Origin of the sequence: Enterobacter cloacae complex sp. P2B (assembly GCF_014895985.1) — a bacterium.
Classification (GTDB): domain Bacteria; phylum Pseudomonadota; class Gammaproteobacteria; order Enterobacterales; family Enterobacteriaceae; genus Enterobacter; species Enterobacter bugandensis.
In genome coordinates, this window is the sequence record NZ_JADBQQ010000017.1 from 120,108 (window position 1) to 143,314 (window position 23,207).

Sequence of the window (23,207 nt, forward strand, 5' to 3'; positions counted from 1 at the left end):
CGACTTTGATAGTCGGCTTTTTTTTGAATAAAAACCAACAATACTACACAGAGGAAAACACTATGACGCGCCGTGCTATCGGGGTGAGTGAAAGACCGCCGCTTTTACAGACTATCCCGCTTAGTTTGCAGCACCTGTTCGCTATGTTTGGCGCAACCGTGCTGGTGCCAATCCTGTTTCACATTAACCCGGCTACCGTGCTGTTGTTCAACGGCATCGGTACGCTGCTGTACCTCTTTATCTGTAAAGGCAAAATCCCGGCGTATCTGGGGTCGAGCTTTGCTTTTATCTCGCCGGTGCTGCTGCTGTTGCCGCTGGGTTATGAGGTCGCGCTGGGCGGCTTTATCATGTGTGGCGTGCTGTTCTGCCTGGTCTCCTTCATTGTGAAGAAAGCCGGTACCGGCTGGCTGGACGTGATGTTCCCGCCTGCGGCGATGGGCGCCATCGTTGCCGTCATCGGCCTGGAGCTGGCAGGCGTGGCGGCGAATATGGCTGGTCTGCTGCCTGCTGATGGGCAGTCGCCGGACTCCAAAACCATTATCATCTCACTGGTGACGCTGGGCGTGACGGTATTTGGCTCCGTGCTGTTCCGCGGTTTTATGGCGATTATCCCGATCCTGATCGGCGTGCTGGCGGGCTACGCGCTCTCCTTCGTCATGGGCGTTGTGGATACCACCCCGATTGCCGAGGCGCACTGGTTCGCGCTGCCAACCTTCTACACCCCACGCTTTGAATGGTTCGCCATTTTCACCATTCTGCCTGCCGCGCTGGTGGTAATTGCGGAGCACGTTGGCCACCTGGTGGTGACGGCGAACATCGTGAAGCGCGACCTGATCCGCGACCCCGGTCTGCACCGCTCCATGTTTGCCAACGGTTTCTCCACCATCATCTCCGGTTTCTTCGGCTCCACGCCAAACACCACCTACGGTGAAAACATCGGCGTGATGGCGATTACCCGCGTCTACAGTACCTGGGTTATCGGCGGCGCGGCGATCATCGCCATTCTGCTCTCCTGCGTGGGCAAGCTGGCGGCAGCGATTCAGATCATTCCTGTGCCGGTGATGGGCGGCGTTTCTCTGCTGTTGTACGGCGTGATCGGTGCCTCCGGTATTCGCGTTCTGATTGAATCCAAAGTGGATTACAGCAAGGCGCAAAACCTGATCCTGACCTCCGTTATCCTGATCATCGGCGTGAGCGGCGCGAAGGTGCACATCGGTGCGGCCGAGCTGAAGGGCATGGCGCTGGCGACCATCGTGGGCGTGGGCCTGAGCCTGATTTTCAAGCTGATCTCGGTGATCCGCCCGGAAGAGGTGGTCCTGGACGCTGACGAAAGCGAAAAAGCCCCACACTGATCCATTAACTGGGCGAAGGATCGCCCGGTTCTCTCCTGGCGGGTTCCGTGTTAAACTCATCGTCGATTTTATGTAAGATCTCTGGTTGAGGTATTTCTGAACGGACCGGCACAGCTCTCTCTGCCACTCTATCTCCCTGACGACGAAACTTTTGCGAGTTTCTGGCCGGGTGATAACCCCTCTTTACTGGCTGCACTGCAAAACGTGCTGCGTCAGGATCACAGCGGATACATCTATATCTGGTCACGCGAAGGCGCGGGGCGCAGCCACCTGCTGCATGCCGCCTGTGCCGAGCTTTCGGCGCGCGGCGATGCGGTCGGCTATGTGCCGCTGGATAAACGTACCTGGTTTGTGCCTGAAGTGCTTGAGGGCATGGAACATCTCTCGCTGGTCTGCATCGATAATATCGAATGCGTGGCGGGGGACGAGCCGTGGGAAATGGCGATCTTTAACCTCTACAACCGCATTCTGGAGTCGGGCAAAACCCGGCTGCTGATCACCGGCGATCGTCCGCCGCGCCAGCTTAATCTTGGGCTGCCGGATCTGGCGTCTCGTCTGGACTGGGGACAAATCTACAAGCTCCAGCCGCTATCAGATGAAGATAAGCTGCAGGCGTTACAGCTGCGAGCAAAGCAGCGCGGCTTTGAGCTGCCGGAAGACGTGGGCCGTTTCCTGCTCAAGCGTCTGGACCGCGAGATGCGCACCCTGTTTGATACGCTCGATCAGCTCGATCGCGCCTCCATTACCGCCCAGCGCAAGCTGACCATTCCGTTTGTGAAAGATATTCTTAAGCTTTGAGTTTTTTGCCCGGTGGCGGCTACGCCTTACCGGGCCTACGAAAACCGCTCCCCTTGTAGGCCGGGTAAGGCGCAGCCGTCACCCGGCTAAAGATCCCCCAGCAAGTGCTCCACCAGCAGCGGAATCGGCCTTCCCGACGCCACGCTCCTGCCATTCTCGCGCCACAGCGCCGTGCCGCTGATGTCCAGATGCGCCCACGGGATCGTCTGCGGGCAAAAATGGTGCAGCAGCCACGCCGCCGACGCGCTGATTGCCGCGTTGTTTGTCGGGGTGTTGCACAGATCGGCAATCGCGCTGTCGGTCTGCTTTTTCAGCCGCGCGTCCAGCGGCAGGGACCACACTTCGTCACCGCTCCGCTTACCCGCCTGCGTCAGCGCGGCGCGCAGCGGCTCGTCCTGCGTCATCAGCCCGCTCAGCTCATACCCCAGCGCTTTCACCACCGCACCGGTTAAGGTCGCCATATCAATGATATAGCGCGCCTGCGGATGGCGCTGGCTGGCCCAGGCGATGGCATCCGCCAGCACCAGTCGGCCTTCGGCGTCGGTGTTGTTGATTTCAACCGTCATGCCGTTGCAGGCCGTTGCTACCGAGCCGGGCTGCATGGCGTCCGGTCCGATGGCGTTTTCCGCCAGCGCCAGCACGCCCATGATGCGTACGGGCAGCGCCAGCTCTGCTACGGTCAGCACCAGCCCCAGCACGTTGGCCGCACCGCACATGTCGTATTTCATGGTGTACATGCCTGCGCCTTCCTTCAGCCACAGGCCGCCGGTATCGAAGGTGATGCCTTTACCTACGTAGCAGCGCACCGGGCCGTCAGAAACGCCGTCATAATGAATAGCCAGCAGACGTGGCGGACAGGTCGCCCCTTTGCCGACGGCGTTCAGCAGCCCAAGACCTTGCTCAACAATAGCCTTTTCGTTCAGCACCTCGCAGCGCAGGGCAGGGTAGGCGGCACACAGTTTTTGCGCCTCTTCGACCATAAACTGCGGCGTACAGCGATCGGAGGGTATATCCGCCAGGCGACGCGCTGCGACCATGCCGTGAGCGATGGCCTGCTGCTGGCGGAAAATTGTTTCCAGCTTCGCCTGCTGTTCCGGCAGGCAGAGGGCGGTGATGTGCTTAATACGAACGCACTCACTGGTTTTTTTCAGCTGTAAATCGCTCAGCCTGTGCGCCTGATTAAAGAGAAAACGCAGCACCTGCGCCAGCACTACCTCGTCGATATTTGTTGCGTCCAGCACGATATCTGCGCTGACGGGAGAGGCAAACAGCGGTCGCAGGGCGGCAAGCAGGCCTTCAGTGAGCGCGTCATGCCAGAGCGCATCCGGCAGCAGGGTGATGCGCGCAAAGGGCGCGCAGCCAAAGCGGGTGTCTGCGATGCCGTCAGAGTCACGCATTTCCGCAACAAGCGCGGTTTGCGGCAACTGCGCACAGGAGACGCGGGCGATTAAATGGCTTCGCGGCTTCGCGTCAGAAAGCGCGGTGATAAACTGATACGCGATCATCATGACTCCTCAATCGGTGCGCGGATCCGCGCGGCGTAGGCCTGCATCCACTCTTCGTCCACGGCGTGATAGTGCGTTTTCTCCCGCTGGCGCTCGGTACGAAAAACGGTGATGGGCTGACGGGCCGTCGCCACCACAAACGAGAAGGTTTTGATGTTAGTGGCGGCGCCAAATTCGCCCCTGTTGTTCATGCACACCACGGAGAGATCGCCCACGCGACCGAAGCGCGACATCAGCTTGTCTTCCAGCTCGAACACCACGGAGTCTGCCGCCTGCTGCGGCGTCATACCCTGCGCCATGCGACGAACGATTTCGTAGCTCGTGCAGCCTTTCATCAGATCTTCACCGACGCCCGTAGCGGTGGCCGCGCCGGTTTCGCTGTCGCAGTAAAAGCCGGAGCCGATAATCGGCGAATCCCCAATGCGGCCGCGTTTTTTCATAAACAGGCCGCTGGTGGAGGTGGCAACGCTCATCGACCCCTGCTTATCGAGGCCGATAATGCCGACGGTGTCGTGTCCGTCGTACGGGCTTAAGCCCTTATCCAGCGTCTCGCGGCAGCGTTTGCGGTAGTGCTGTATAGCCCGTTCGGTAAGCATGCTTTTGTCGGCAAAGCCCTGACTTAGCGCCCATTCACGCGCGCCCTGGCCGACCAGCAGGCTGTTGTAGCGCTGGCGGCTGAGCGCGTGTGCCACGCGCACCGGGTTGGCGATATCCACCAGGTTCCCCACGGCACCGAACGCCAGCGTGTCGCCGTCCATGAATGCCGCGTCCAGCTCGACTTCGCCGTTTTCGGTCGGCAGTCCGCCGTAGCCGACGGATTTATAAAACGGAAAGTCTTCGACGGCGGCGACGGCATCAACCACCGCCGTAGCGACCGGTTTTCCCGCCGCCAGGGCAGACGCAGATTCCGTTACCCCTTCAAGCGCCATTCGCCAGGTTGCGATAATTCCCCACATGCTTTACTCCTGTTTTGCAAGGGTGGTGTCGGTTTGCGTAACGGTGGCAATTTCCGCCGCGCGGTACTGTTTGTCCACGATACGCATGAAAGGCAGGTACAGCATGGCGCCAATCAGCAGGTTGATCAGCTGCATCACGCTGCCGCTCAGGTGTCCGGTGACGATAAAACCGCTGATCACCGGCGGCAGCGTCCAGGGGATAAACACCCCGGTGGTGACGGCGACCGCGCCAATCTTCATCGCCGCATACTGCACGGTGACCAGCACCAGCGGCACCAGGTTGAACGGAATAAGCATGATCGGGTTCATGATCACCGGCAGGCCAAACAGAATCGGCTCGTTGATGTTAAACACCGACGCCCCGGCGCCGAGGCGCGCCACTTCGCGCATGTTTTTGCTGCGGGCGAAAATCAGCATCGCAATTACCAGCGACAGCGTGGCACCCGCGCCGCCCATCCAGATCATGTCAAAAAACTGTTCCGTGATAATGTGCGGCGGCGTCGTCCCCGCCTGGATCGCGGCGATGTTGTCGGTCTGGTTTTCCATCCACAGCGGACGAATGATGCCGTTAATCATCGAGCCGGAGTTAATGCCCACTGACCAGAGAATGGTGATGCTGAAGACGGTCATCAGCGCACCGAAATAGGAGGTGCCGTAGTGGCGCACCGGGGTAGCAACCACTTCATAAATAAACTGGTGGATGGTGTTGTAGTGAGTGTTTTCGAAGACGATGCGGATACCCAGTACCAGAATCATCACCAGCAGGGCGGGGATCAGCGCCGCGAACGACTCCTGCACCGCAGGAGGCACGCCGTCCGGCATTTTAATGACCAGATTTTTGCGCTTCAGCCAGCAGAACAGCTCCGTCCAGAGCAGCGAGCCGATCATCGCCACGAACAATCCTTTGCTGCCAATCCACTCCACCGGCATCACGGTAATCCCGCCGTTTTCCGCCACCTTAATAAACGGCGTCAGGATCAGAAACGCGACCAGCGCCAGAATGCCGCAGGAGATGCGGTCCTCGCCGTAGTGTTCCGCCAGGCGGAAGGCGACCAGGAAGCTGATGAACAGCGACATGGTAGAGAACACCGCGTTGAATGGAATTTCAATAATCGCGCTCCAGCTCTCACCAAAGGCCTGAGACATAAACTGCTGATAGGCCTGGTTAGGGAAGGAGGAGATAACCAGCAGAATGGAGCCGACGATAATAAACGGCATGAATGACACGTAGGCACCGCGAATGGCCCCGAGATGACGCTGCTGGGCCGTTTTCGCCGCCAGGGGCATCAGTTTTGCTTCAAGAAATCCCAGAACATTGTTCATTGTGAACTCCGTACAAGATTGAGGGGTGTTGTTTATGTTATGTCTGTGGATTATCAGTGAAGCGCGGCGAGCGAAAGGTGAAATCGGTCACAAAGCAATCGCCTGTGTTATATAAATCTCATATGATTAGTTAACGGAATTGTTGCGATGGAAATTAAACTTCACGCCAATGCGACCACCACGCCGCGTATCCGCCGCTATCTGCAACAGTCAGATAAAAGCGACAGAGAGCTTGCTCTTGAGCTGGGGATCTCGGTCACCACCGTCAGGCGCTGGCGCAACCGCGACCAGGTTTCGGATAACCACACCACGCCAAAAGTGATACACAAAGCGTTGAGACAGGAGCAGGTGGCGCTGGTGAATGCGCTGCGCGACATCTCAGGGGCGCCGTTAGATGAACTGCTGCAGATGGTTAACGACGTGCTGGGGATCCGCGTTTCAAGGGCAACGCTGAATCGCTATCTCAAACCGGCCTCCGCGAAGCTAAAAGGGGGGCCGTTGCAGGGAATAAAAGCGCTGAAGGCTGGCATGCGGCCGCATACGCTGATGCTCTATCATCTGCCTTTATCCCTGCACATGGACGATGGGGGTGAACAACACCTGCTCTGGGCGCGCGAACCGGTGAGCGGCTGGTGTTATGCCCGGCTCTATGCGGGACTGTCGCCCCAGTTGCTCAATACCTGGACGCGGGCGCTGCTTGATGACTGTCCGGCTGATATACAATCTATTGAGACTTTTGGTTTTGAGCTGACGGAGGCTGCAAAAGATGTGGCTGTAAAAACGCATCCCCAAAAACACAACGCGCTTCAGGTAGCGGTGCCATTAGGCGATGTTATTCCTCGCGTGAATGATGAACCGGCGGGAGAGGTGTTGATCGCGCTGTGCGAGTTTTATAACCGGGGCAAAACGCAGAAAAAGCTGGGAGAGAGTACGCCGCAGGCGTTTCTGGAAGCGCTGCGGCGTAGGGACTAGAGAATTTCGAGCACATCTTCCGGCGGACGGCCAATGCGCGCCTTGCCGTTCGCCACCACAATCGGGCGCTCAATCAGCTTTGGATTGTCGACCATCGCCTGTACCAGCTCAGCCTCGGTGAGGCGGTTGTCATCCAGATTAAGCGATTTATACAGATCCTCTTTCTGACGCATCAGTTCGCGCGCGCTGCCCATCCCCAGCATGTGCAGCAGCTCGCGGATCGTCTGCGCGTCCGGCGGCGTCTCCAGATACAGCACCACTTCCGGGTCGATGCCGTTAGATTTCAGCAGGCTGAGGGTGTCGCGGCTCTTGGAGCAGCGAGGGTTATGGTAAATTTGTACCGCGTCTGTCATGACTTCTCCTTTATTACATCTTCTCGTACGGCTTAAAGCGTTGTTGCAGGCCGCGCAGCTGGTCGATACGCGCGTCGTAGCGGGCCTGCTGCAGGCTGCCGAGCTTCACCTGCGAGCTGGCGCTGCTGAGCAGGGAAATAGCCTGATCGAGACGGCCCGCCAGCGCCAGCCCTTCAGCACGCGCCGCCAGTTCCTGATCGCGGTTACCCAGTTGCCCCTGCGCCTGAGCGAGCAGCTCCCAGCCGTTCTGGTCGTCTTTATTGTTAAACGTGTAGCGGTTCAGAATGGTTACGGCCTGCGCAGGCTGACCGCCCTGCAAGTAAGCGTTCGCCAGGTTAAGCTGCAGCACCGGGTTGGTCCGTATGTCTTTCGCCCCTTTCAGGCGGTTAATCGCATCAGTGGCTTTCTTCTGCCCCAGATCGATATCCGTCGAGAGATCGAGATACCACGGATTGTTCGGGTCGGCTGCCAGCAGCGGCTGCAGCGCTTTACGCGCCTCGTCGTATTTACTGGCTTCCATCGCCTGTAGCGCCTGACCATACTGCGCGGCATTTTTTTCCCGCACGTTGCCTTTCGCCAGGGTATCCAGCAGATCGCTGGTGAGCTGGTTACGTCCGGAGTTGTACATGCCGAGCGTTCTTACTTTCGCCATGTAGAAGTCCAGCGAAGACTGCACGACCACCGGGCGCATCTGGTTGGCACGGTTGCGTGCATCCGAGAGACGGCTTTCCGGCAGCGGGTGGGTGAGCAAAATTTCCGGCGGACGGGAAGAATACCGTGCCTGGTCGAGCAGTTTTTCCAGGAAGCTCGGCATGGCCTGCGGGTCAAAGCCGGAGCGCTGTAAAACCTGAATGCCGATGCGGTCAGCTTCCTGCTCGTTTTGCTGGGTGAAGCTGATCATCCCCTGACGCGTTCCCGCAAGCGTACCGGTCAGGGCCGCCATCCCGGCCTGCGGGCTGGCCATCGCCAGCAGAATAGAGCCCAGTGCGCCCACCCAGGTGAGCGGGGCGTTACGCTTCTGGTCTTCCATTGCACGCGCGAGGTGGCGCTGGGTAACGTGCGAAATTTCGTGCGCCATTACCGAAGCCAGCTGGCTTTCGTTGTCTGAGTAACGGAATAACGCCGAATGCAGCACCACGTTTCCGCCGAAGAAGGCGAAGGCGTTGATTTCGTCGTTATTAATCAAATAGAAGTGGAAGGGCGTTTTTACCGAGTCGGCGTGCGCCACCAGGCGCATCCCCAGCCCGTTAATGTACTGCACCAGCAAAGGGTCGTTGATCAGCGGGGCGCTGCCGCGCAGCTGGCGCACATAGTAATCACCCATCTGCATCTCTTGCCCGATAGAGAGCGTGCTTCCTGCCGTGGTGCCCATGTCCGGCAATGAATCGGACGAGTCAGCGAAAGCGGGCAACACCTGACCGACCGTCACTGCGGAAATCAGTGTTGCAACCAGTGTTTTTCTCAACTGCCTGAACATAACCACTGTCCTGTATGTTGGAGGTGCTAATTTGACCGATGAACCGGCATATCGTTCATCTCTGCTGCCCTGCGAGTGTAGCCGTGTTGCCGCATGAAGAAAATCCCATTCATCAGGCTTTTGCGGATTGTGACAGGGATACAAAAAGCGAAAGTCTTTTTTGTGACAGTTAGATACAATTCACCGTCTCACTCCCGCCAATCGATTCAGGGAAGGGTTGTATGCTCGAAATGTTAATGCAGTGGTATCGGCGTCGGTTCAGTGACCCGGAAGCCATTGCTTTGCTGGTTATTCTGGTTGCCGGGTTCGGTATTCTGTTCTTCTTCAGCGGCCTGCTCGCCCCTCTGCTGGTGGCGATTGTGCTCGCATACCTGCTGGAGTGGCCAACGGCGCGCCTGGAACATATCGGCTGTTCGCGCCGCTGGGCAACGAGTATCGTGCTGGTGCTGTTTGTCGGCATTCTGCTGCTGATGGCATTTGTGGTGATGCCGGTTGCCTGGCAGCAGGGGATCTACCTGATCCGCGATATGCCCGGCATGTTGAACAAGCTGTCTGATTTCGCCGCCACGCTGCCGCGTCGTTACCCCGCGCTGATGGATGCTGGGATCATAGATGCGATGGCCGAAAACATGCGCGCCCGCATCATGACGATGGGCGATTCGGTGGTGAAATACTCTCTGGCCTCGCTGGTGGGTCTGCTGACGCTGGCCGTCTATCTTGTGCTCGTGCCGCTAATGGTGTTCTTCCTGGTCAAGGACAAAGAGCAGATGCTGAACGCGGTACGCCGCGTGCTGCCGCGCAATCGCGGGCTGGCCGGGCAGGTCTGGCAGGAGATGAACCAGCAGATCACCAACTACATTCGCGGCAAGGTGCTGGAGATGATAGTCGTGGGAGTCGCCACCTGGATTGGCTTCCTGATCTTCGGCCTGAACTACTCGCTGCTGCTGGCGGTGCTGGTCGGATTTTCGGTTCTGATCCCGTATATCGGCGCGTTTGTGGTGACCATTCCGGTGGTGGGCGTTGCGCTGTTCCAGTTTGGTCTGGGTACGGAGTTCTGGAGCTGCTTTGCGGTATACCTGATTATTCAGGGGCTGGACGGTAACCTGCTGGTGCCGGTGCTGTTCTCCGAGGCCGTGAACCTGCATCCGCTGGTGATTATCCTGTCGGTGGTGATTTTCGGCGGGCTGTGGGGGTTCTGGGGCGTGTTCTTTGCCATTCCGCTGGCGACGCTGATTAAAGCGGTGGTACACGCGTGGCCGGATGTGCCTGCGGTGGAAGAGAAGTAGTTTTTGTGCGGCCTGATGCCCTCACCCCGACCCTCTCCCACAGGGAGAGGGGGAAAGCACTAAAAACGGCAACCTGGGTTGCCGTTTTGCTGTTTATCAGGCGCTTTGTTTCAGCCAATTCAACACCACGTCGTGGTGGTTGCTGGTTTTGAAGTCGTCAAACACATGTTCAACTTTACCGTCAGCGTCAATCAGGAAGCTGATGCGGTGAATGCCGTCGTAGGTTTTACCCATAAAGGTCTTTTCACCCCAGACGCCGAACTGCTCGCAGACATGGTGGTCTTCGTCGGAAAGCAGCGTGAAGTTCAGCAGCTCTTTTTCCGCAAATCGTGACAGCTTTTCTGGTTTATCCGTGCTGATTCCCAGCACTTCCACGCCGACTTTCTTCAACTCGTCCATGTTGTCGCGTAAGCCGCAGGCCTGTACGGTGCAGCCGGGGGTCATGGCTTTCGGGTAGAAATAGACCAGAACACGCTGTCCCTGGAAGTCGGTCAAATTTACTTGCTCACCGTCTTGATCCGGTAAGCTAAATTTCGGTGCGATGTCACCGGCTTTCAGTGGATTCATTACTCAACTCCATCCTGTTCGTGCTGCGAATAATTGACGACGCTTATACTGCCCTGCGCGTTTAATTCTGTACAGAGGGCTTTGAACGCTTGCTCGATATTTGACGCATCCTGCGAGGCAGGGCTGTGTGCGGTAATTTGAATAAAGAGCGTGGGAACGGTGCTTTCGTCGCCCGGCTGCGTGCGGGAGACGAGTTCCGCAATGTTCATCTGATGGCTGTCGAACAGCGCGGTAAAGCGCTCAATCAGATGCGGAGAATCAGGGACTTCAACCTGCACCCAGACGGTCGCGGGCATGGCCGGACGCGGGCGTGCGGTGGTGCGCTTCATGACGATCAGCAAATCCAGCTCCGCGCCTTTCAGCGGCAGGGTGGATTCAATAAGGGTAATGGCATTCCATGTTCCGGACAGCAGCATGATAAACGTGAACTCTTCGCCGAGCATCGCCAGGCGGCTGTCTTCGATGTTACAGCCGCAGCTGCTCACGTGACGGGTGATGGTGTTCACGATACCCGGCCTGTCGGCACCCAGCGCGGTGATAACCAGGTAATGTTGTGATGAGGTTGTCAAACCTGTTCTTCCTTTGCATGGTTAAGTCTTCCTAAGGAAAGCATAAAAAAAACGTGCATACAACCGCCAGAGGGCCTCAGGTCGCTTGCTTTTATTACAGTTCCAAACGTACCATTGAGGCTCTTGTTCGCACAGAGGATGGCTCATGTTCACGGGAAGTATTGTCGCGCTTGTTACACCGATGGATGAAAAAGGTAATGTCTGCCGGTCCAGCATGAAAAAGCTGATTGATTACCATGTCGCCAATGGAACCTCGGCGATCGTTTCGGTAGGGACTACCGGTGAATCTGCAACGCTGAGCCACGAAGAGCACGGCGATGTGGTTATGCTGACCCTGGAACTGGCTGACGGACGTATTCCGGTCATTGCGGGGACAGGTGCTAATGCGACCGCAGAAGCGATCAGCCTGACCAAACGTTTTAACGACAGCGGCATCGTGGGCTGTCTGACGGTCACCCCTTACTACAACCGTCCTACTCAGGAAGGTTTGTTCCAGCACTTCAAAGCCATCGCTGAACATACTGACTTGCCACAAATTCTGTATAATGTGCCGTCCCGTACCGGCTGCGATATGCTGCCGGAAACCGTTGGTCGTCTCTCGGAAGTAAAAAATATTATCGGTATTAAAGAGGCGACAGGGAACTTAAGCCGCGTTCATCAGATCAAAGAGCTGGTTTCAGACGACTTTATCCTGTTGAGTGGTGATGATGCGACCTCGCTGGACTTTATGCAGCTTGGTGGTCATGGCGTGATCTCCGTAACGGCAAACGTTGCGGCGCGCGATATGGCTGAAATGTGCAAACTGGCCGCAGCCGGTCACTATAATGAAGCGCGTGTCATTAATCAGCGTCTGATGCCGTTGCACAATAAATTATTTGTCGAACCCAATCCGATCCCAGTGAAATGGGCGTGTAAGGAGTTGGGGCTTGTAGCATCCGATACGCTGCGTTTGCCAATGACACCGATTACCGACCACGGTCGCGACATCGTCAGGGCAGCGCTGAAGCATGCCGGTTTGCTGTAAAGTTTAGGGAGATTTGATGGCTTATTCAGTACAGAAGTCGCGCCTGGCGAAGGTTGCGAGTGTTTCGCTTGTTATGCTGCTCGCTGCCTGTAGTTCAGACTCGCGCTACAAGCGCCAGGTGAGCGGTGATGAATCCTATCTGGATGCGACCCCGCTTGCTGAACTTCATGCACCGGCTGGTATGATCCTGCCGATTCAAAACGGCGATTATAATATTCCCGTGACCAACGGCAGCGGCCTGGTTGGTAAAGCGCTTGATATTCGTCCGCCAGCACAGCCTCTGGCGCTGGTAAGCGGGGCGCGTACCCAGTTCACCGGTGATACGGCGTCTCTGCTGGTTGAAAGCGCGCGCGGAAGCAATCTGTGGCCACAGGTCGTCAGCGTTATTCAGGCGAAGAATTACACTATTGATAAGCGCGATGACGCCAGCCAGACGTTAACCACTGACTGGATCGAGTGGAACCGTCTTGATGAAGATCAGCAGTACCGTGGACGCTATCAGGTCTCCGTGAAACCACAGGGTTACCAGCAGGCGGTTAACGTTAAGCTGTTGAACCTGGAGCAGGCGGGTAAACCGGTTGCGGATGCCGCCTCTATGCAGCGTTACAGCACTGAAATGCTGAACGTGATCGCCGCAGGTCTGGATAAGACCGCTACCGATGCCGCCAACGCCGCGCAGAACCGTAACGGCGTCACGTACGACGTTCAGAGCGGCGCGGATGACACCGGCCTGCCAATGCTGGTGGTGCGTGCACCGTTTAACCAGACCTGGCAGCGCCTGCCAGCGACGCTGGAAAAAGTGGGCATGAAAGTGACCGACAGCACCCGTTCAACCGGCAGCATGACGGCGACCTATAAGCCGCTGTCCGACAGCGCATGGCAGGAGCTGGGCGCCAAAGATCCTCAGCTTGCCTCCGGTGATTACAAGATTCAGGTAGGTGACCTCGATAACCGCAGCAGCCTGCAGTTTATCGATCCAAAAGGTCACACGCTGACCCAGGCGCAGAACGATGCGCTGGTCGCTGTCTTCCAGGCAGCATTCAGCAAATAAATACGAGGGCGGGTTAATCCCGCCCTTTTTATTTTCGTGCCACGCAAACGTGTGCGTGGCATAATATACCCCGTTTTGAACGCAAATTATCACACCAGGAGTAATGAAGATGCAGAAGCAAGCTGAGTTGTATCGTGGCAAAGCGAAGACCGTATACAGCACGGAGAACCCGGATCTGTTGGTGCTCGAGTTCCGCAATGATACGTCAGCAGGGGATGGCGCACGCATTGAGCAGTTCGATCGTAAAGGCATGGTGAACAACAAGTTCAACCACTTCATTATGACCAAACTGGCCGAAGCGGGTATCCCGACCCAGATGGAAGCGTTGCTGTCCGATACGGAATGTCTGGTGAAAAAACTGGATATGGTTCCGGTTGAGTGCGTGATTCGTAACCGTGCGGCAGGCTCCCTGGTGAAGCGTCTGGGCATTGAAGAAGGTATCGAGCTGAATCCACCTCTGTTCGACCTGTTCCTGAAAAACGATGCCATGCACGACCCAATGGTCAACGAATCCTACTGCGAAACCTTCGGCTGGGTGAGCAAAGAGAACCTGGCGCGCATGCAGGAACTGACCTACAAAGCCAACGACGTGCTGAAAAAGCTGTTTGATGACGCGGGCCTGATCCTCGTCGACTTCAAGCTGGAGTTTGGTCTGTTCAAAGGTGAAGTGGTGCTGGGCGACGAGTTCTCCCCGGACGGCAGCCGCCTGTGGGATAAAGAAACCCTGGATAAAATGGACAAAGACCGTTTCCGTCAGAGCCTGGGTGGCCTGATTGAAGCGTACGAGGCGGTAGCTCACCGTTTAGGCGTTAAGCTCGACTAAGTCCCTCAGTTGCCAAAGGATGTTCGCATCCTTTGGCGTCTTACCTTTGTTTCCTATGGTAATCTTGCCGTTAACCGCCTACGATCATAGCTATTATTAATGGAATAGTTCGAGGTGGTTATGCGCTGGCAAGGGCGTCGTGAAAGTGACAATGTAGAAGACAGACGCAGTGATGGTGGCGGCGGTCCTTCAATGGGCGGGCCCGGCTTCCGCTTACCCAGCGGCAAGGGCGGTATCATCCTGCTGATTGTGGTGCTGGTCGCAGGGTATTACGGGGTCGACCTTACCGGTCTGATGACCGGTCAGCCGCTGCAGCAGCAACAGCATTCTCAGCGCTCCATCAGCCCGAATGAAGATGAAGCGGCCAAATTTACCTCCGTTATTCTCGCCACAACTGAAGACACCTGGAGTCAGCAGTTCGAGAAGATGGGGCGCACCTACCAGCAGCCGAAGCTGGTGATGTACCGGGGCGCAACCCGCACCGGATGCGGTACCGGGCAATCTGTTATGGGGCCGTTCTATTGCCCGGCAGACGGCACCGTCTATATCGATCTCTCTTTTTACGATGACATGAAACGCAAGCTTGGCGCTGACGGTGATTTTGCCCAGGGCTACGTTATCGCGCATGAAGTCGGCCATCACGTGCAAAAGCTGCTGGGGATTGAGCCCAAAGTGCGCCAGCTTCAGCAGAACGCGTCTCAGGCCGAAGTGAACCGCCTTTCCGTCAAAATGGAACTGCAGGCGGACTGCTTCGCGGGCGTCTGGGGCCACAGCATGCAGCAGCAGGGCGTGCTGGAATCCGGGGATCTTGAAGAGGCATTAAACGCGGCTGAGGCCATCGGCGATGACCGTTTGCAGCAGCAGAGCCAGGGCCATGTCGTGCCGGACAGTTTCACTCACGGTACGTCACAGCAGCGCTACAGCTGGTTCAAGCGCGGCTTTGACAGCGGCGATCCGGCCCAGTGTAATACCTTCGGCAAAGCCATGTGATGGTGTCGTTTGAACATCTGACGCGCGAGCTTGAGCGTACCGGGCACCGCCGTCTGGTGGTGCTCACTGGCGATGAACAATGGACGTTGAGCCAGGCGGCTGGCCTGCGTGATGCCTTGCCGGGAGACTGGCTGTGGCTGGAGGAGAATCCCTCAAAAGCCGTTAGCGGGCTGCTGGGACGCGAATATCTGCACGCCGTTTTTGACGCGCGTGCCGGGTTTGATGTTTCAGCCTTTGCCGCACTCAGCGGGACGCTGCGCGCCGGAAGCCTGCTGGTGCTGCTGGTGCCGCCTCTCGCTGACTGGGCCGACAGGCCCGACGGCGATTCCGTGCGCTGGAGCGACAGCGCGGAACCCATCGCCACCCCGCGCTTCGTTCACCATTTTTGCCGGACCCTTGCCGCCGATGCGGATGCGATCGTCTGGCAACAGCATCGTCCTCTCTCTCTTCCCGCTGCGCCGGATTCGCCCGCCTGGCAGCCAGCCAGCGGCGAGCCGCAGCGCGAGCAGGCGGAGATCCTCGACGCGCTTCTGACCATGCCTGCGGGCGTCGCTGCCGTTACGGCACCGCGGGGGCGCGGAAAGTCAGCCCTCGCGGGGATGCTGCTCAACAGCATTCAGGGGAGTGCGGTGGTCACTGCACCGGCCAAAGGGGCAACGGATGTCATTGCGCGCTTCGCTGGCGAGCGTTTTCACTTTATGGCCCCGGATGCGCTGCTGGCCTCCACGACAGAAGCCGACTGGCTGATTGTTGATGAAGCCGCAGCCATCCCCGGCCCGCTGCTGGACAAGCTGGTGTCGCGCTTTCCCCGCGTGTTGCTGACCACCACGGTCCAGGGTTATGAAGGTACGGGCAGGGGGTTTCTGCTTAAGTTCTGCGCCCGGTTCAGCGGGCTGCGGCGCTATACCTTAACCACCCCCATTCGCTGGGCGGCCGGGTGTCCGCTTGAGCGGATAGTGGCGAATACGCTGCTGTTTGACGACGCGCTTATTGACCGTAAACCGGAAGGTGACGTGCGTTTACGGTCGCTAGAGCCGCGGATGTGGGAGAGCGACCCGGCGCGCGTGGCAAGCGTGTATGAACTGCTGTGTGCCGCGCACTACCGGACGTCCCCACTCGATTTACGCCGGATGATGGACGCCCCCGGCCAGCACTTTGCGGTTGCACACGCGGGTGCGGATATGGCGGGCGCGCTCTGGCTGGTGGAAGAGGGGGGATTGCCCCCCGATCTGAGCCGCGCGGTGTGGGCGGGCTTTCGTCGTCCTCGCGGGAACCTTGTGGCGCAGTCACTGGCGGCGCACGGCGGGTCGCCTCTTGCGGCGACGCTGAAGGGGCGGCGGATTAGCCGCATTGCGGTGCATCCCCACCGTCAACGGGAAGGCATCGGCCAGCGGCTTATTCGCAGCGTCAGCGGTGAAGATTATCTCTCGGTAAGCTTTGGCTATACCGACGAGCTGTGGCGTTTCTGGCGGCAGTGCGGCTTTGTGCTGGTGCGAATGGGCAGCCATCGGGAAGCCAGCAGCGGGTGCCATACGGCGATGGCCTTACTGCCGCATAGCGAGGCCGGGCACCACCTGTGCGCGCAGGAGCACCAGCGCCTGTGTCGTGATATGCGCGTTCTTTCAGCCTGGAACGGCGAAAAGATCCCGGTGACCGATGCCTGGGAAGCTACCCTTAATAGTGACGACTGGCTGGAGCTGGCGGGGTTTGCCTTTGCGCACCGGGCATTTTCAACCTCGGTTGCTGCCCTGACGCGGCTGGTGTTTGCTACAGACATGCCGCTCCCGGCGCTGCGCGGGAAAATAGAGGGTAAGACGGAGGAGAAGGGGCGAAAAGCGCTGCTGGCTAAACTGCGGAGTGAAACCGCGCAAGCGCTTGAGAGCCTTGATTATTCCCGCTGCCAGCAGCTGAAAGCCGACATTTTGCAATGGCAATTTTTTCAATGACTTCTTCAGTAAAGTGGCATGGTCATTACCCCGCAGAGGCGTAAAATCCTGCTCATCAATTAAGGAGACCGCCATGAAACACGACCATTTTGTTGTTCAAAGCCCTGACAAACCGGCTAAACAGTTACTGCTCCTGTTTCATGGCGTGGGCGATAATGCCGTCAATATGGGACAGATTGGCCGCTGGTTTGCGCCCGTTTTTCCGGAAGCTTTGATCGTCAGCATCGGCGGCGTGGAGCCGTGCGGTCCAGACGGACGGCAGTGGTTCCCGGTTCAGGGCGTGACGGAGGAGAACCGTCAGGCGCGCATTGATGCGATCATGCCCACGTTTATCGACATCGTGCGCTACTGGCAGCAGCAGAGCGGCGTAGGCGCTGACGCAACGGCGCTGATTGGCTTCTCGCAGGGGTCAATCATGTCGCTGGAAAGCGTAAAAGCGCAGCCCGGTCTGGCTTCACGCGTCATCGCTTTTAACGGGCGTTATGCAACGCTACCGACAAGCGCGACAACGCAGACCACCATCCATCTCATTCACGGTGGTGAAGATCGGGTGATTGAGCTTTCGCATGCGGTAGCTGCCCAGGAAGCGCTGGTGCGCGAGGGCGGGGATGTGACGCTGGATATTGTTGACGATCTGGGCCACGCGATCGACGATCGCAGCATGCAGTTTGCGCTCGACCATCTGCGCTATACCGTGCCGAAGCACTACTTTGATGAAGCGCTCAGCGGCGGTAAGCCGAATGATGATGATATTGTTGAATTTATGTGAGGTTATCCCCTCTCCACAGGAGAGGGGATATAGACCGATTACTTCTTCTGGTCTTTCTTCGGCCAGTCGTCGTCATCGTCCCACTTGTCGTTAAAATCACGGTGCGGCGGGAGATCCGGCTTATTCGCGAGAAACTTTTTGTGGTCAACGCGCTTAAGGTCTTTAATCACGTTCAGCAGTACGCCGACCAGAAACACCAGCACCAGAATCCACCAGTACTTTGCAAGCCAATCCATTCGCTATTCCTCTCTGAGCGCTCGTCAGGCGACGAGTTGCTCCATAATACGTTGATACATGCGGGCCAGCAGTTGTAAATCGGCTGCGTTCACACACTCGTTGATTTTGTGAATCGTCGCGTTAACCGGACCCAGTTCGACAACCTGTGCACCCATGCGGGCGATAAAGCGTCCGTCTGAGGTGCCGCCCGTCGTCAGCAGCTGCGGCTTAATTTCATTATAGTGCTCAATGGCGTTCACCACCGCATCCACCAGCTTGCCGCGCTGCGTCAGGAACGGCTGGCCGGAAAGCCACCAGTCAACGGTGTAGCGCAGGTTGTATTTTTCCAGCAGAGCGACAACGCGCGCTTTGATCGTCTCGTCGGTCAGTTCGGTACTGAAGCGGAAGTTGAACTGGACGAAGAAATCTCCCGGGATGACGTTGTTGCTGCCGGTTCCGGCCTTGACGTTGGCGATCTGCATGCTGGTCGGCGGGAAGAACTCGTTGCCTTTATCCCACTCGATGCCTACCAGTTCGTTCAGCATTGGCGCGGCGCGGTGGACCGGGTTATCGGCCAGATGCGGGTAGGCCACATGCCCCTGAACCCCATGTATGGTCAGGTTACAGGTCAGCGAGCCGCGGCGACCATTTTTGACGACATCACCCACCACTTCGGTACTGGACGGCTCGCCGACCAGACAGTAGTCAAGACGTTCATTGCGCGCCATCAGCGCCTCAACGACCTTCACGGTACCGTTATGGGCGCTGGCTTCTTCATCGGAGGTGATCAAGAACGCGAGACGGTTTTTGTGGTTCGGATGCTGAGCCACAAAGCGCTCTGCCGCCACAACCATCGCCGCCAGCGAGCCTTTCATGTCTGCCGCGCCGCGGCCGAAGAGCATGCCATCGCGGATGGTCGGCTCAAACGGCGGATTAATCCAGCGATCGGCGTCACCCGCGGGAACGACGTCAGTGTGCCCGGCAAAGGCCAGCGTTTCGCCCTGGCCACGCCACGCCCAGAAGTTCTGGGTGTCGCCAAAATCCATGCGCTCAACGGTAAAACCGATGGCGCGCAGGCGCTCAATCATTAATGCCTGACAACCTGCGTCGTCCGGGCTAAGGGAGGGACGGCGAATAAGCTGTTGAGTCAGCTCAATGACCGGGCATGACATACACTACACCTCTACGAAAAAGTCAGAATAAAGGGTTTCACTGAAACCCAGCAGCATAGGCTGACCTGGCTTGCAGAGCAATGGGCGTTTGATAATTGCCGGCATGTCGAGCATCAACTTTGCCGCGCTGTCGGCGTCTTTGATGCTGGCGCGCACGGATTCGTCCAGCTTACGCCAGGTGGTGCCGCGGGTGTTCAGCAGCGCTTCCCATCCCAGTTCGTTAATGGCGGTATGCAGAAATTCTGCATCAAGCCCGTCGGCACGATAATCGTGGAAGCGGTACTCGACGTTATTAGTTTCCAGCCAGCGGCGTGCTTTTTTGATGGTGTCGCAATTTTTAATGCCGTACATCACAACCATGTTGAATCCTTTTGCTCTTATGGCGATTAAACGTTCAGTAAATTCGAAGATATATCTTTAAGTGGAATATAACACACTCAGGAATGCTCTGGATTTACACTTCTTCTTAATTCAACTCACACTTGTACGCTGAATATACTTTCACCATTTAAGCATAGATGTCCACCGTGTTTAAATTCTGAATAAACTCAGCGCCTAAAATAAAACTCACCCGTTCGTAGGGTTATTTCAAAATATTGCTGGCCGTCACACAAAATTTAAACTCCTCCGTTCATATTTATCATAAATCCCCAACGGTGGCGGGGTACAATCACAGCGATTGGTTAAACAGTCTTCACAATGATGATACGTTTTCGTAGAATGCGCATAATAATAAGAGAGGTTGTTATGATTGAACGTGAACTGGGGAACTGGAAAGATTTTATCGAAGGCATGCTTCGTAAATGACATTCAGTAAGAATTGCAAGAGCACTAAAATAAGTAAAATAACCATAGTGTGAATTAATCACACAATAAAAAGGCGGCCGATTAAGCCGCCTTTTTTATGACTGCGGATTATTCCTGTCGCTCCCGGAGCGGGAAGCGACGACGCACCAGCACAAAGAACAGCGGCACAAAATAAATCGCCAGGATGGTGGCCGAAATCATCCCCCCCATGACGCCGGTACCCACCGCATGCTGGCTGCTTGAGCCTGCACCCGTGCTGGTTGCCATCGGCAGTACGCCAAAAATAAACGCCAGTGAGGTCATCAGGATCGGACGTAGGCGCTGGCGGCAGGCGTGCAGCGTGGCGGCCATCAGCTCGTGGCCTTTGGCATTCATCTCGTTGGCAAACTCAACGATCAGAATGGCGTTTTTCGCCGACAAGCCGATCACCGTAAGTAGCCCCACCTGGAAGTAAACGTCGTTCTCCAGGCCGCGCATCCAGGTCGCCAGCAGCGCACCGATAACCCCAAGCGGCACCACCAGCATGACCGAGAACGGAACCGACCAGCTCTCATACAGCGCGGCAAGGCAGAGGAAGACCACCAGCAAAGAAAGCGCATAGAGGGCAGGGGCCTGCGCTCCGGAGAGGCGTTCCTGGTAAGACATGGCCGTCCATTCCAGACCAAAACCGGCAGGCAACTGCTGCACCAGTTTTTCCATGGTGTCCATGGCGGTACCGGTGCTGACGCCCGGCGCGGCTTCCCCGACGATCTCAACCGCGGAATAGCCGTTATAGCGCTCCAGACGCGGCGAACCGCTCTCCCAGCGCGAGGTGGCAAAGGCCGAGAAGGGCACCATTCCGCCAGAATTATTGCGTACAAACCAGCGGTTAATATCATCCGGCAACATGCGGAACGGCGCGGCTGCCTGGACATACACTTTTTTCACGCGGCCGCGATCCATAAAGTCATTTACGTAGCTTGAGCCCCATGCGGTTTGCAGGGTGTCGTTGATATCGTCGATCGACACGCCCAGCGCCTGCGCCTTACGCTGGTCGATATCCACCTGAAGCTGCGGGCTGTCGTCAAGACCGTTGTGACGAACGCGGGTCAGGCCGGGATCTTTCCCTGCTAGTTCTAGCAGCTTATCGCGCGCGGCCATCAGGGCCGAGTGGCCCGCGCCGGCGTGATCCTGTAGCTCCATATCAAACCCGGCGGAACTGCCCAGGCCGCTGATCGCGGGCGGGCTGCTGGCAAAGACGCGCGCCTCTTTAATGCGGGCAAACGCTTTGGTCGCGCGTTCGATGATGGCGAACGAGGTTCCCGTTCTGGCGTCGCGTTCGTCCCAGTCTTTCAGGCGGACAAACATGCGGGCGACGTTCTGCCCGTTCCCGCCCGGGCCGGAGCCGACGGTAGAGAAGACCGAAACAACGTTATTTTTCTCTTTGGTGAAGAAGTACTGCTCAACGTTCTGAACCACCTTCAGCGTCTGCTGCTGGGTGGATCCGCTCGGGAGCTGCACCGAGGTGATGAACATCCCCCGGTCTTCCTGCGGCAGGAACGAAGTGGGAAGATGCAGGAACAGCCACACCATGCCGCCCAGCAGCACAACGTAAATCATCATCCAGCGCAGGCTGCGGTGTAGCACTTTGCCGACGGCAGATTCATACCGCTCGGCGTTGCGGTTGAACGTGCGGTTAAACCAGCCGAAGAACCCTTTCTGGCCATGATGTTCCCCTTTGTGCAGCGGCTTAAGGAGGGTGGCGCAGAGCGCGGGGGTGAGGATCAGCGCCACCAGCACGGAGAGCACCATCGCCGAGACGATGGTGATTGAGAACTGACGGTAAATCGCCCCGGTTGTACCGCCAAAGAAGGCCATCGGGATAAAGACCGCCGACAGCACCATCGCGATACCGACCAACGCCCCCTGAATTTGTCCCATCGATTTACGCGTCGCCTGACGCGGGGAAAGCCCCTCTTCGCTCATGATGCGCTCGACGTTTTCGACCACCACAATGGCATCGTCCACCAGCAGGCCAATCGCCAGCACCATGGCAAACATCGTCAGGGTGTTGATGCTGTAGCCGAACGCGTAAAGCACCGCAAAGGTGCCCAGCAGCACCACCGGGACGGCAATGGTGGGGATCAGCGTGGCGCGGAAGTTTTGCAGGAACAGGTACATCACCAGGAACACCAGGGCGATCGCTTCCAGCAGGGTTTTGACTACGTCCTCAATCGAGGCTTTAACGAAGGAGGTGGTTTCATAGGCGACTTTGTACTCCAGCCCGTGCGGAAAATACTGCGACAGCTCATCCAGACGGTCCAATACCAGCTTCGCCGTCGCCATTTCGTTTGCGCCGGAGGCCAGCTTAATTCCCAGTCCAGAGGCCGGGTTGCCGTTAAAGCGGCTCAGGTAATCGTATTTCTCCGCACCCATTTCCACCTTAGCAACGTCGCCCAGACGCACTTCTGAACCATCCTGATTCACGCGCAGGGTGATGTTGCGGAACTGGTCCGGGGTCTGAAGCAGAGATTGCGAATTAATGGTGGCGTTCAGGGCCTGTTTATCGACGGAAGGCGTGCCTCCCAGTTGCCCCACGGCAATTTGGGCGTTCTGTGCTTTGATGGCGTCCGTCACGTCGGTCGCCGTCATCTGATAGCTGTTCAGCTTGTTGGGATCGAGCCAGATACGCATCGAGTACTGTGAGCCATAGGCGTCGATATCCCCCACGCCGTTAATACGGCTGAGCGGGTCCTGAATATTACTGGCGACGTAGTCCGCAATGTCCTGTTTATCCATTGAGCCATCGGTGGAGACAAACGCGATGGTCAGAATGTTGGTATCACCGGTTTTACGCACGGTGACGCCCTGGTTCTGCACGGCCTGGGGCAGTTTACGCATGGCCGACTGCAGCTGGTTTTGTACCTGCTGCACCGCTTCGTCCGGGTCGGTGCCCGCCTCAAAGCTCAGGGTAACCGTAGCCTGTCCCGTGGCGCTGCTTTGGGAGGACATGTACATCAGATTATCCAGACCCGTCATGTTCTGCTCGATAACCTGCGTCACGGTATTTTCCAGCGTTTGTGCGGACGCGCCGGGGTAGTTTGCTGTGACACGCACGTTAGGCGGTGCCAGATCGGGATATTGCTCAACGGGAAGAGAAGTAATCGCCAGGACACCTGTCAGACACAACAGGATGGCAAGCACCCAGGCAAAAATGGGGCGATCGATGAAAAAATTCGCCATGAAAGTGTGACCTCGTTTTGCTGCACGTC

22 protein-coding genes are annotated in these 23,207 nt (G+C 57.4%); 11 read left to right on the forward strand and 11 right to left on the reverse strand.

What is annotated here, in order from left to right:
• Positions 1-62 precede the first annotated feature (62 nt).
• A complete protein-coding gene (gene uraA / locus IM313_RS15605) occupies positions 63-1,352 on the forward strand; it encodes a uracil permease (RefSeq protein WP_017692944.1) in 1,290 nt (429 codons plus the stop codon).
• 96 nt (positions 1,353-1,448) lie between these two features.
• A complete protein-coding gene (locus IM313_RS15610; protein WP_211438414.1) occupies positions 1,449-2,150 on the forward strand; it encodes a DnaA inactivator Hda in 702 nt (233 codons plus the stop codon).
• Between the two features lie 86 nt (positions 2,151-2,236).
• On the opposite strand, the gene IM313_RS15615 is transcribed toward IM313_RS15610, so the two are convergent.
• The 3 genes from IM313_RS15615 to celB are packed head-to-tail and all read right to left on the reverse strand — an operon-like array spanning position 2,237 to position 5,934.
• On the reverse strand, positions 2,237-3,655 hold the full coding sequence (locus tag IM313_RS15615) for a M17 family metallopeptidase (protein ID WP_192971376.1): 1,419 nt from the start codon (positions 3,653-3,655) through the stop codon (positions 2,237-2,239).
• On the reverse strand, positions 3,655-4,611 hold the full coding sequence (locus IM313_RS15620; RefSeq protein WP_192971220.1) for a N(4)-(beta-N-acetylglucosaminyl)-L-asparaginase: 957 nt from the start codon (positions 4,609-4,611) through the stop codon (positions 3,655-3,657). Before IM313_RS15620 ends, IM313_RS15615 begins: the two co-directional genes overlap by 1 nt.
• A 3-nt stretch (positions 4,612-4,614) precedes the next feature.
• Entirely contained in the window at positions 4,615-5,934 is a 1,320-nt protein-coding gene (celB, locus tag IM313_RS15625) for a PTS cellobiose transporter subunit IIC (protein WP_045261167.1), read from the reverse strand.
• Positions 5,935-6,081: 147 nt separating this feature from the next.
• On the opposite strand from celB, the gene IM313_RS15630 reads away from it, so the two are divergent.
• Complete coding sequence (locus IM313_RS15630) at positions 6,082-6,906, forward strand: XRE family transcriptional regulator (RefSeq protein ID WP_192971221.1); 825 nt, start codon at positions 6,082-6,084, stop codon at positions 6,904-6,906.
• On the opposite strand, the gene arsC is transcribed toward IM313_RS15630, so the two are convergent.
• Together arsC and bepA are read right to left on the reverse strand one after the other, a co-directional pair.
• Positions 6,903-7,259, reverse strand: coding sequence for an arsenate reductase (glutaredoxin) (gene arsC / locus IM313_RS15635; protein WP_047368071.1), 357 nt, complete (start codon positions 7,257-7,259; stop codon positions 6,903-6,905). The two genes, IM313_RS15630 and arsC, sit on opposite strands and share 4 nt — an antisense overlap.
• 13 nt (positions 7,260-7,272) lie before the next feature.
• Positions 7,273-8,736, reverse strand: coding sequence for a beta-barrel assembly-enhancing protease (bepA, locus tag IM313_RS15640; protein WP_192971222.1), 1,464 nt, complete (start codon positions 8,734-8,736; stop codon positions 7,273-7,275).
• A gap of 221 nt (positions 8,737-8,957) precedes the next feature.
• Between bepA and IM313_RS15645 the strand changes: the two genes are divergently transcribed.
• Entirely contained in the window at positions 8,958-10,022 is a 1,065-nt protein-coding gene (locus IM313_RS15645; RefSeq protein WP_028014023.1) for an AI-2E family transporter, read from the forward strand.
• 96 nt (positions 10,023-10,118) lie between these two features.
• Here the strand turns inward: IM313_RS15645 and bcp are convergent, their stop codons facing one another.
• Complete coding sequence (bcp, locus tag IM313_RS15650; RefSeq protein WP_192971223.1) at positions 10,119-10,589, reverse strand: thioredoxin-dependent thiol peroxidase; 471 nt, start codon at positions 10,587-10,589, stop codon at positions 10,119-10,121.
• Entirely contained in the window at positions 10,589-11,158 is a 570-nt protein-coding gene (locus tag IM313_RS15655; protein ID WP_028014022.1) for a glycine cleavage system transcriptional repressor, read from the reverse strand. Before IM313_RS15655 ends, bcp begins: the two co-directional genes overlap by 1 nt.
• A gap of 145 nt (positions 11,159-11,303) precedes the next feature.
• Here IM313_RS15655 and dapA point away from each other — a divergent pair, with 145 nt between their 5' ends.
• The 6 genes from dapA to ypfH all read left to right on the forward strand — a co-directional run bounded on the left by dapA (position 11,304) and on the right by ypfH (position 17,761).
• Complete coding sequence (gene dapA / locus IM313_RS15660; protein ID WP_028014021.1) at positions 11,304-12,182, forward strand: 4-hydroxy-tetrahydrodipicolinate synthase; 879 nt, start codon at positions 11,304-11,306, stop codon at positions 12,180-12,182.
• 16 nt (positions 12,183-12,198) lie between these two features.
• Complete coding sequence (gene bamC, locus IM313_RS15665) at positions 12,199-13,233, forward strand: outer membrane protein assembly factor BamC (protein ID WP_028014020.1); 1,035 nt, start codon at positions 12,199-12,201, stop codon at positions 13,231-13,233.
• Between the two features lie 109 nt (positions 13,234-13,342).
• Positions 13,343-14,056: a phosphoribosylaminoimidazolesuccinocarboxamide synthase gene (gene purC, locus IM313_RS15670; protein ID WP_023332985.1), complete on the forward strand. Its 714-nt coding sequence runs from the start codon at positions 13,343-13,345 to the stop codon at positions 14,054-14,056.
• 120 nt (positions 14,057-14,176) lie between these two features.
• A complete protein-coding gene (locus IM313_RS15675; RefSeq protein WP_041908778.1) occupies positions 14,177-15,046 on the forward strand; it encodes a neutral zinc metallopeptidase in 870 nt (289 codons plus the stop codon).
• Positions 15,046-16,992, forward strand: a complete 1,947-nt coding sequence (locus IM313_RS15680) for a tRNA(Met) cytidine acetyltransferase TmcA (protein WP_192971377.1) — start codon at positions 15,046-15,048, stop codon at positions 16,990-16,992. Before IM313_RS15675 ends, IM313_RS15680 begins: the two co-directional genes overlap by 1 nt.
• A 73-nt stretch (positions 16,993-17,065) precedes the next feature.
• Positions 17,066-17,761, forward strand: a complete 696-nt coding sequence (ypfH, locus tag IM313_RS15685) for an esterase (protein WP_028014017.1) — start codon at positions 17,066-17,068, stop codon at positions 17,759-17,761.
• A gap of 38 nt (positions 17,762-17,799) precedes the next feature.
• On the opposite strand, the gene IM313_RS15690 is transcribed toward ypfH, so the two are convergent.
• Genes IM313_RS15690 through IM313_RS15700 form a run of 3 tightly spaced genes read right to left on the reverse strand, consistent with a single transcriptional unit; the run spans position 17,800 to position 19,509 of the window.
• Positions 17,800-17,997 (reverse strand): YpfN family protein, encoded by a 198-nt coding sequence (locus IM313_RS15690; protein ID WP_013098222.1) that lies wholly within the window; start codon positions 17,995-17,997, stop codon positions 17,800-17,802.
• A 24-nt stretch (positions 17,998-18,021) separates the two neighbouring features.
• Entirely contained in the window at positions 18,022-19,149 is a 1,128-nt protein-coding gene (gene dapE / locus IM313_RS15695) for a succinyl-diaminopimelate desuccinylase (RefSeq protein WP_028014016.1), read from the reverse strand.
• Positions 19,150-19,152: 3 nt separating this feature from the next.
• Positions 19,153-19,509, reverse strand: a complete 357-nt coding sequence (locus IM313_RS15700) for an ArsC family reductase (protein WP_028014015.1) — start codon at positions 19,507-19,509, stop codon at positions 19,153-19,155.
• A 387-nt stretch (positions 19,510-19,896) separates the two neighbouring features.
• Between IM313_RS15700 and ypfM the strand changes: the two genes are divergently transcribed.
• Positions 19,897-19,956, forward strand: coding sequence for a protein YpfM (gene ypfM / locus IM313_RS15705; protein ID WP_015572204.1), 60 nt, complete (start codon positions 19,897-19,899; stop codon positions 19,954-19,956).
• A gap of 108 nt (positions 19,957-20,064) precedes the next feature.
• On the opposite strand, the gene acrD is transcribed toward ypfM, so the two are convergent.
• Positions 20,065-23,178 (reverse strand): multidrug efflux RND transporter permease AcrD, encoded by a 3,114-nt coding sequence (gene acrD / locus IM313_RS15710; protein WP_041908782.1) that lies wholly within the window; start codon positions 23,176-23,178, stop codon positions 20,065-20,067.
• Positions 23,179-23,207 lie beyond the last annotated feature (29 nt).

Excerpts from the sequence above, each read along its gene's own strand:
- purC (WP_023332985.1), top strand. The coding sequence starts at position 13,343 with ATGCAGAAGCAAGCTGAGTTGTATCGTGGCAAAGCGAAGACCGTATAC.
- IM313_RS15645 (WP_028014023.1), top strand. The coding sequence starts at position 8,958 with ATGCTCGAAATGTTAATGCAGTGGTATCGGCGTCGGTTCAGTGACCCG.
- arsC (WP_047368071.1), bottom strand. The coding sequence starts at position 7,259 with ATGACAGACGCGGTACAAATTTACCATAACCCTCGCTGCTCCAAGAGC.
- IM313_RS15675 (WP_041908778.1), top strand. The coding sequence starts at position 14,177 with ATGCGCTGGCAAGGGCGTCGTGAAAGTGACAATGTAGAAGACAGACGC.
- uraA (WP_017692944.1), top strand. The coding sequence starts at position 63 with ATGACGCGCCGTGCTATCGGGGTGAGTGAAAGACCGCCGCTTTTACAG.
- IM313_RS15630 (WP_192971221.1), top strand. The coding sequence starts at position 6,082 with ATGGAAATTAAACTTCACGCCAATGCGACCACCACGCCGCGTATCCGC.
- bamC (WP_028014020.1), top strand. The coding sequence starts at position 12,199 with ATGGCTTATTCAGTACAGAAGTCGCGCCTGGCGAAGGTTGCGAGTGTT.
- IM313_RS15620 (WP_192971220.1), bottom strand. The coding sequence starts at position 4,611 with ATGTGGGGAATTATCGCAACCTGGCGAATGGCGCTTGAAGGGGTAACG.
- celB (WP_045261167.1), bottom strand. The coding sequence starts at position 5,934 with ATGAACAATGTTCTGGGATTTCTTGAAGCAAAACTGATGCCCCTGGCG.
- IM313_RS15615 (WP_192971376.1), bottom strand. The coding sequence starts at position 3,655 with ATGATCGCGTATCAGTTTATCACCGCGCTTTCTGACGCGAAGCCGCGA.
- ypfH (WP_028014017.1), top strand. The coding sequence starts at position 17,066 with ATGAAACACGACCATTTTGTTGTTCAAAGCCCTGACAAACCGGCTAAA.
- bcp (WP_192971223.1), bottom strand. The coding sequence starts at position 10,589 with ATGAATCCACTGAAAGCCGGTGACATCGCACCGAAATTTAGCTTACCG.
- IM313_RS15690 (WP_013098222.1), bottom strand. The coding sequence starts at position 17,997 with ATGGATTGGCTTGCAAAGTACTGGTGGATTCTGGTGCTGGTGTTTCTG.
- dapE (WP_028014016.1), bottom strand. The coding sequence starts at position 19,149 with ATGTCATGCCCGGTCATTGAGCTGACTCAACAGCTTATTCGCCGTCCC.
- IM313_RS15680 (WP_192971377.1), top strand. The coding sequence starts at position 15,046 with ATGGTGTCGTTTGAACATCTGACGCGCGAGCTTGAGCGTACCGGGCAC.
- dapA (WP_028014021.1), top strand. The coding sequence starts at position 11,304 with ATGTTCACGGGAAGTATTGTCGCGCTTGTTACACCGATGGATGAAAAA.
- bepA (WP_192971222.1), bottom strand. The coding sequence starts at position 8,736 with ATGTTCAGGCAGTTGAGAAAAACACTGGTTGCAACACTGATTTCCGCA.
- IM313_RS15700 (WP_028014015.1), bottom strand. The coding sequence starts at position 19,509 with ATGGTTGTGATGTACGGCATTAAAAATTGCGACACCATCAAAAAAGCA.
- acrD (WP_041908782.1), bottom strand. The coding sequence starts at position 23,178 with ATGGCGAATTTTTTCATCGATCGCCCCATTTTTGCCTGGGTGCTTGCC.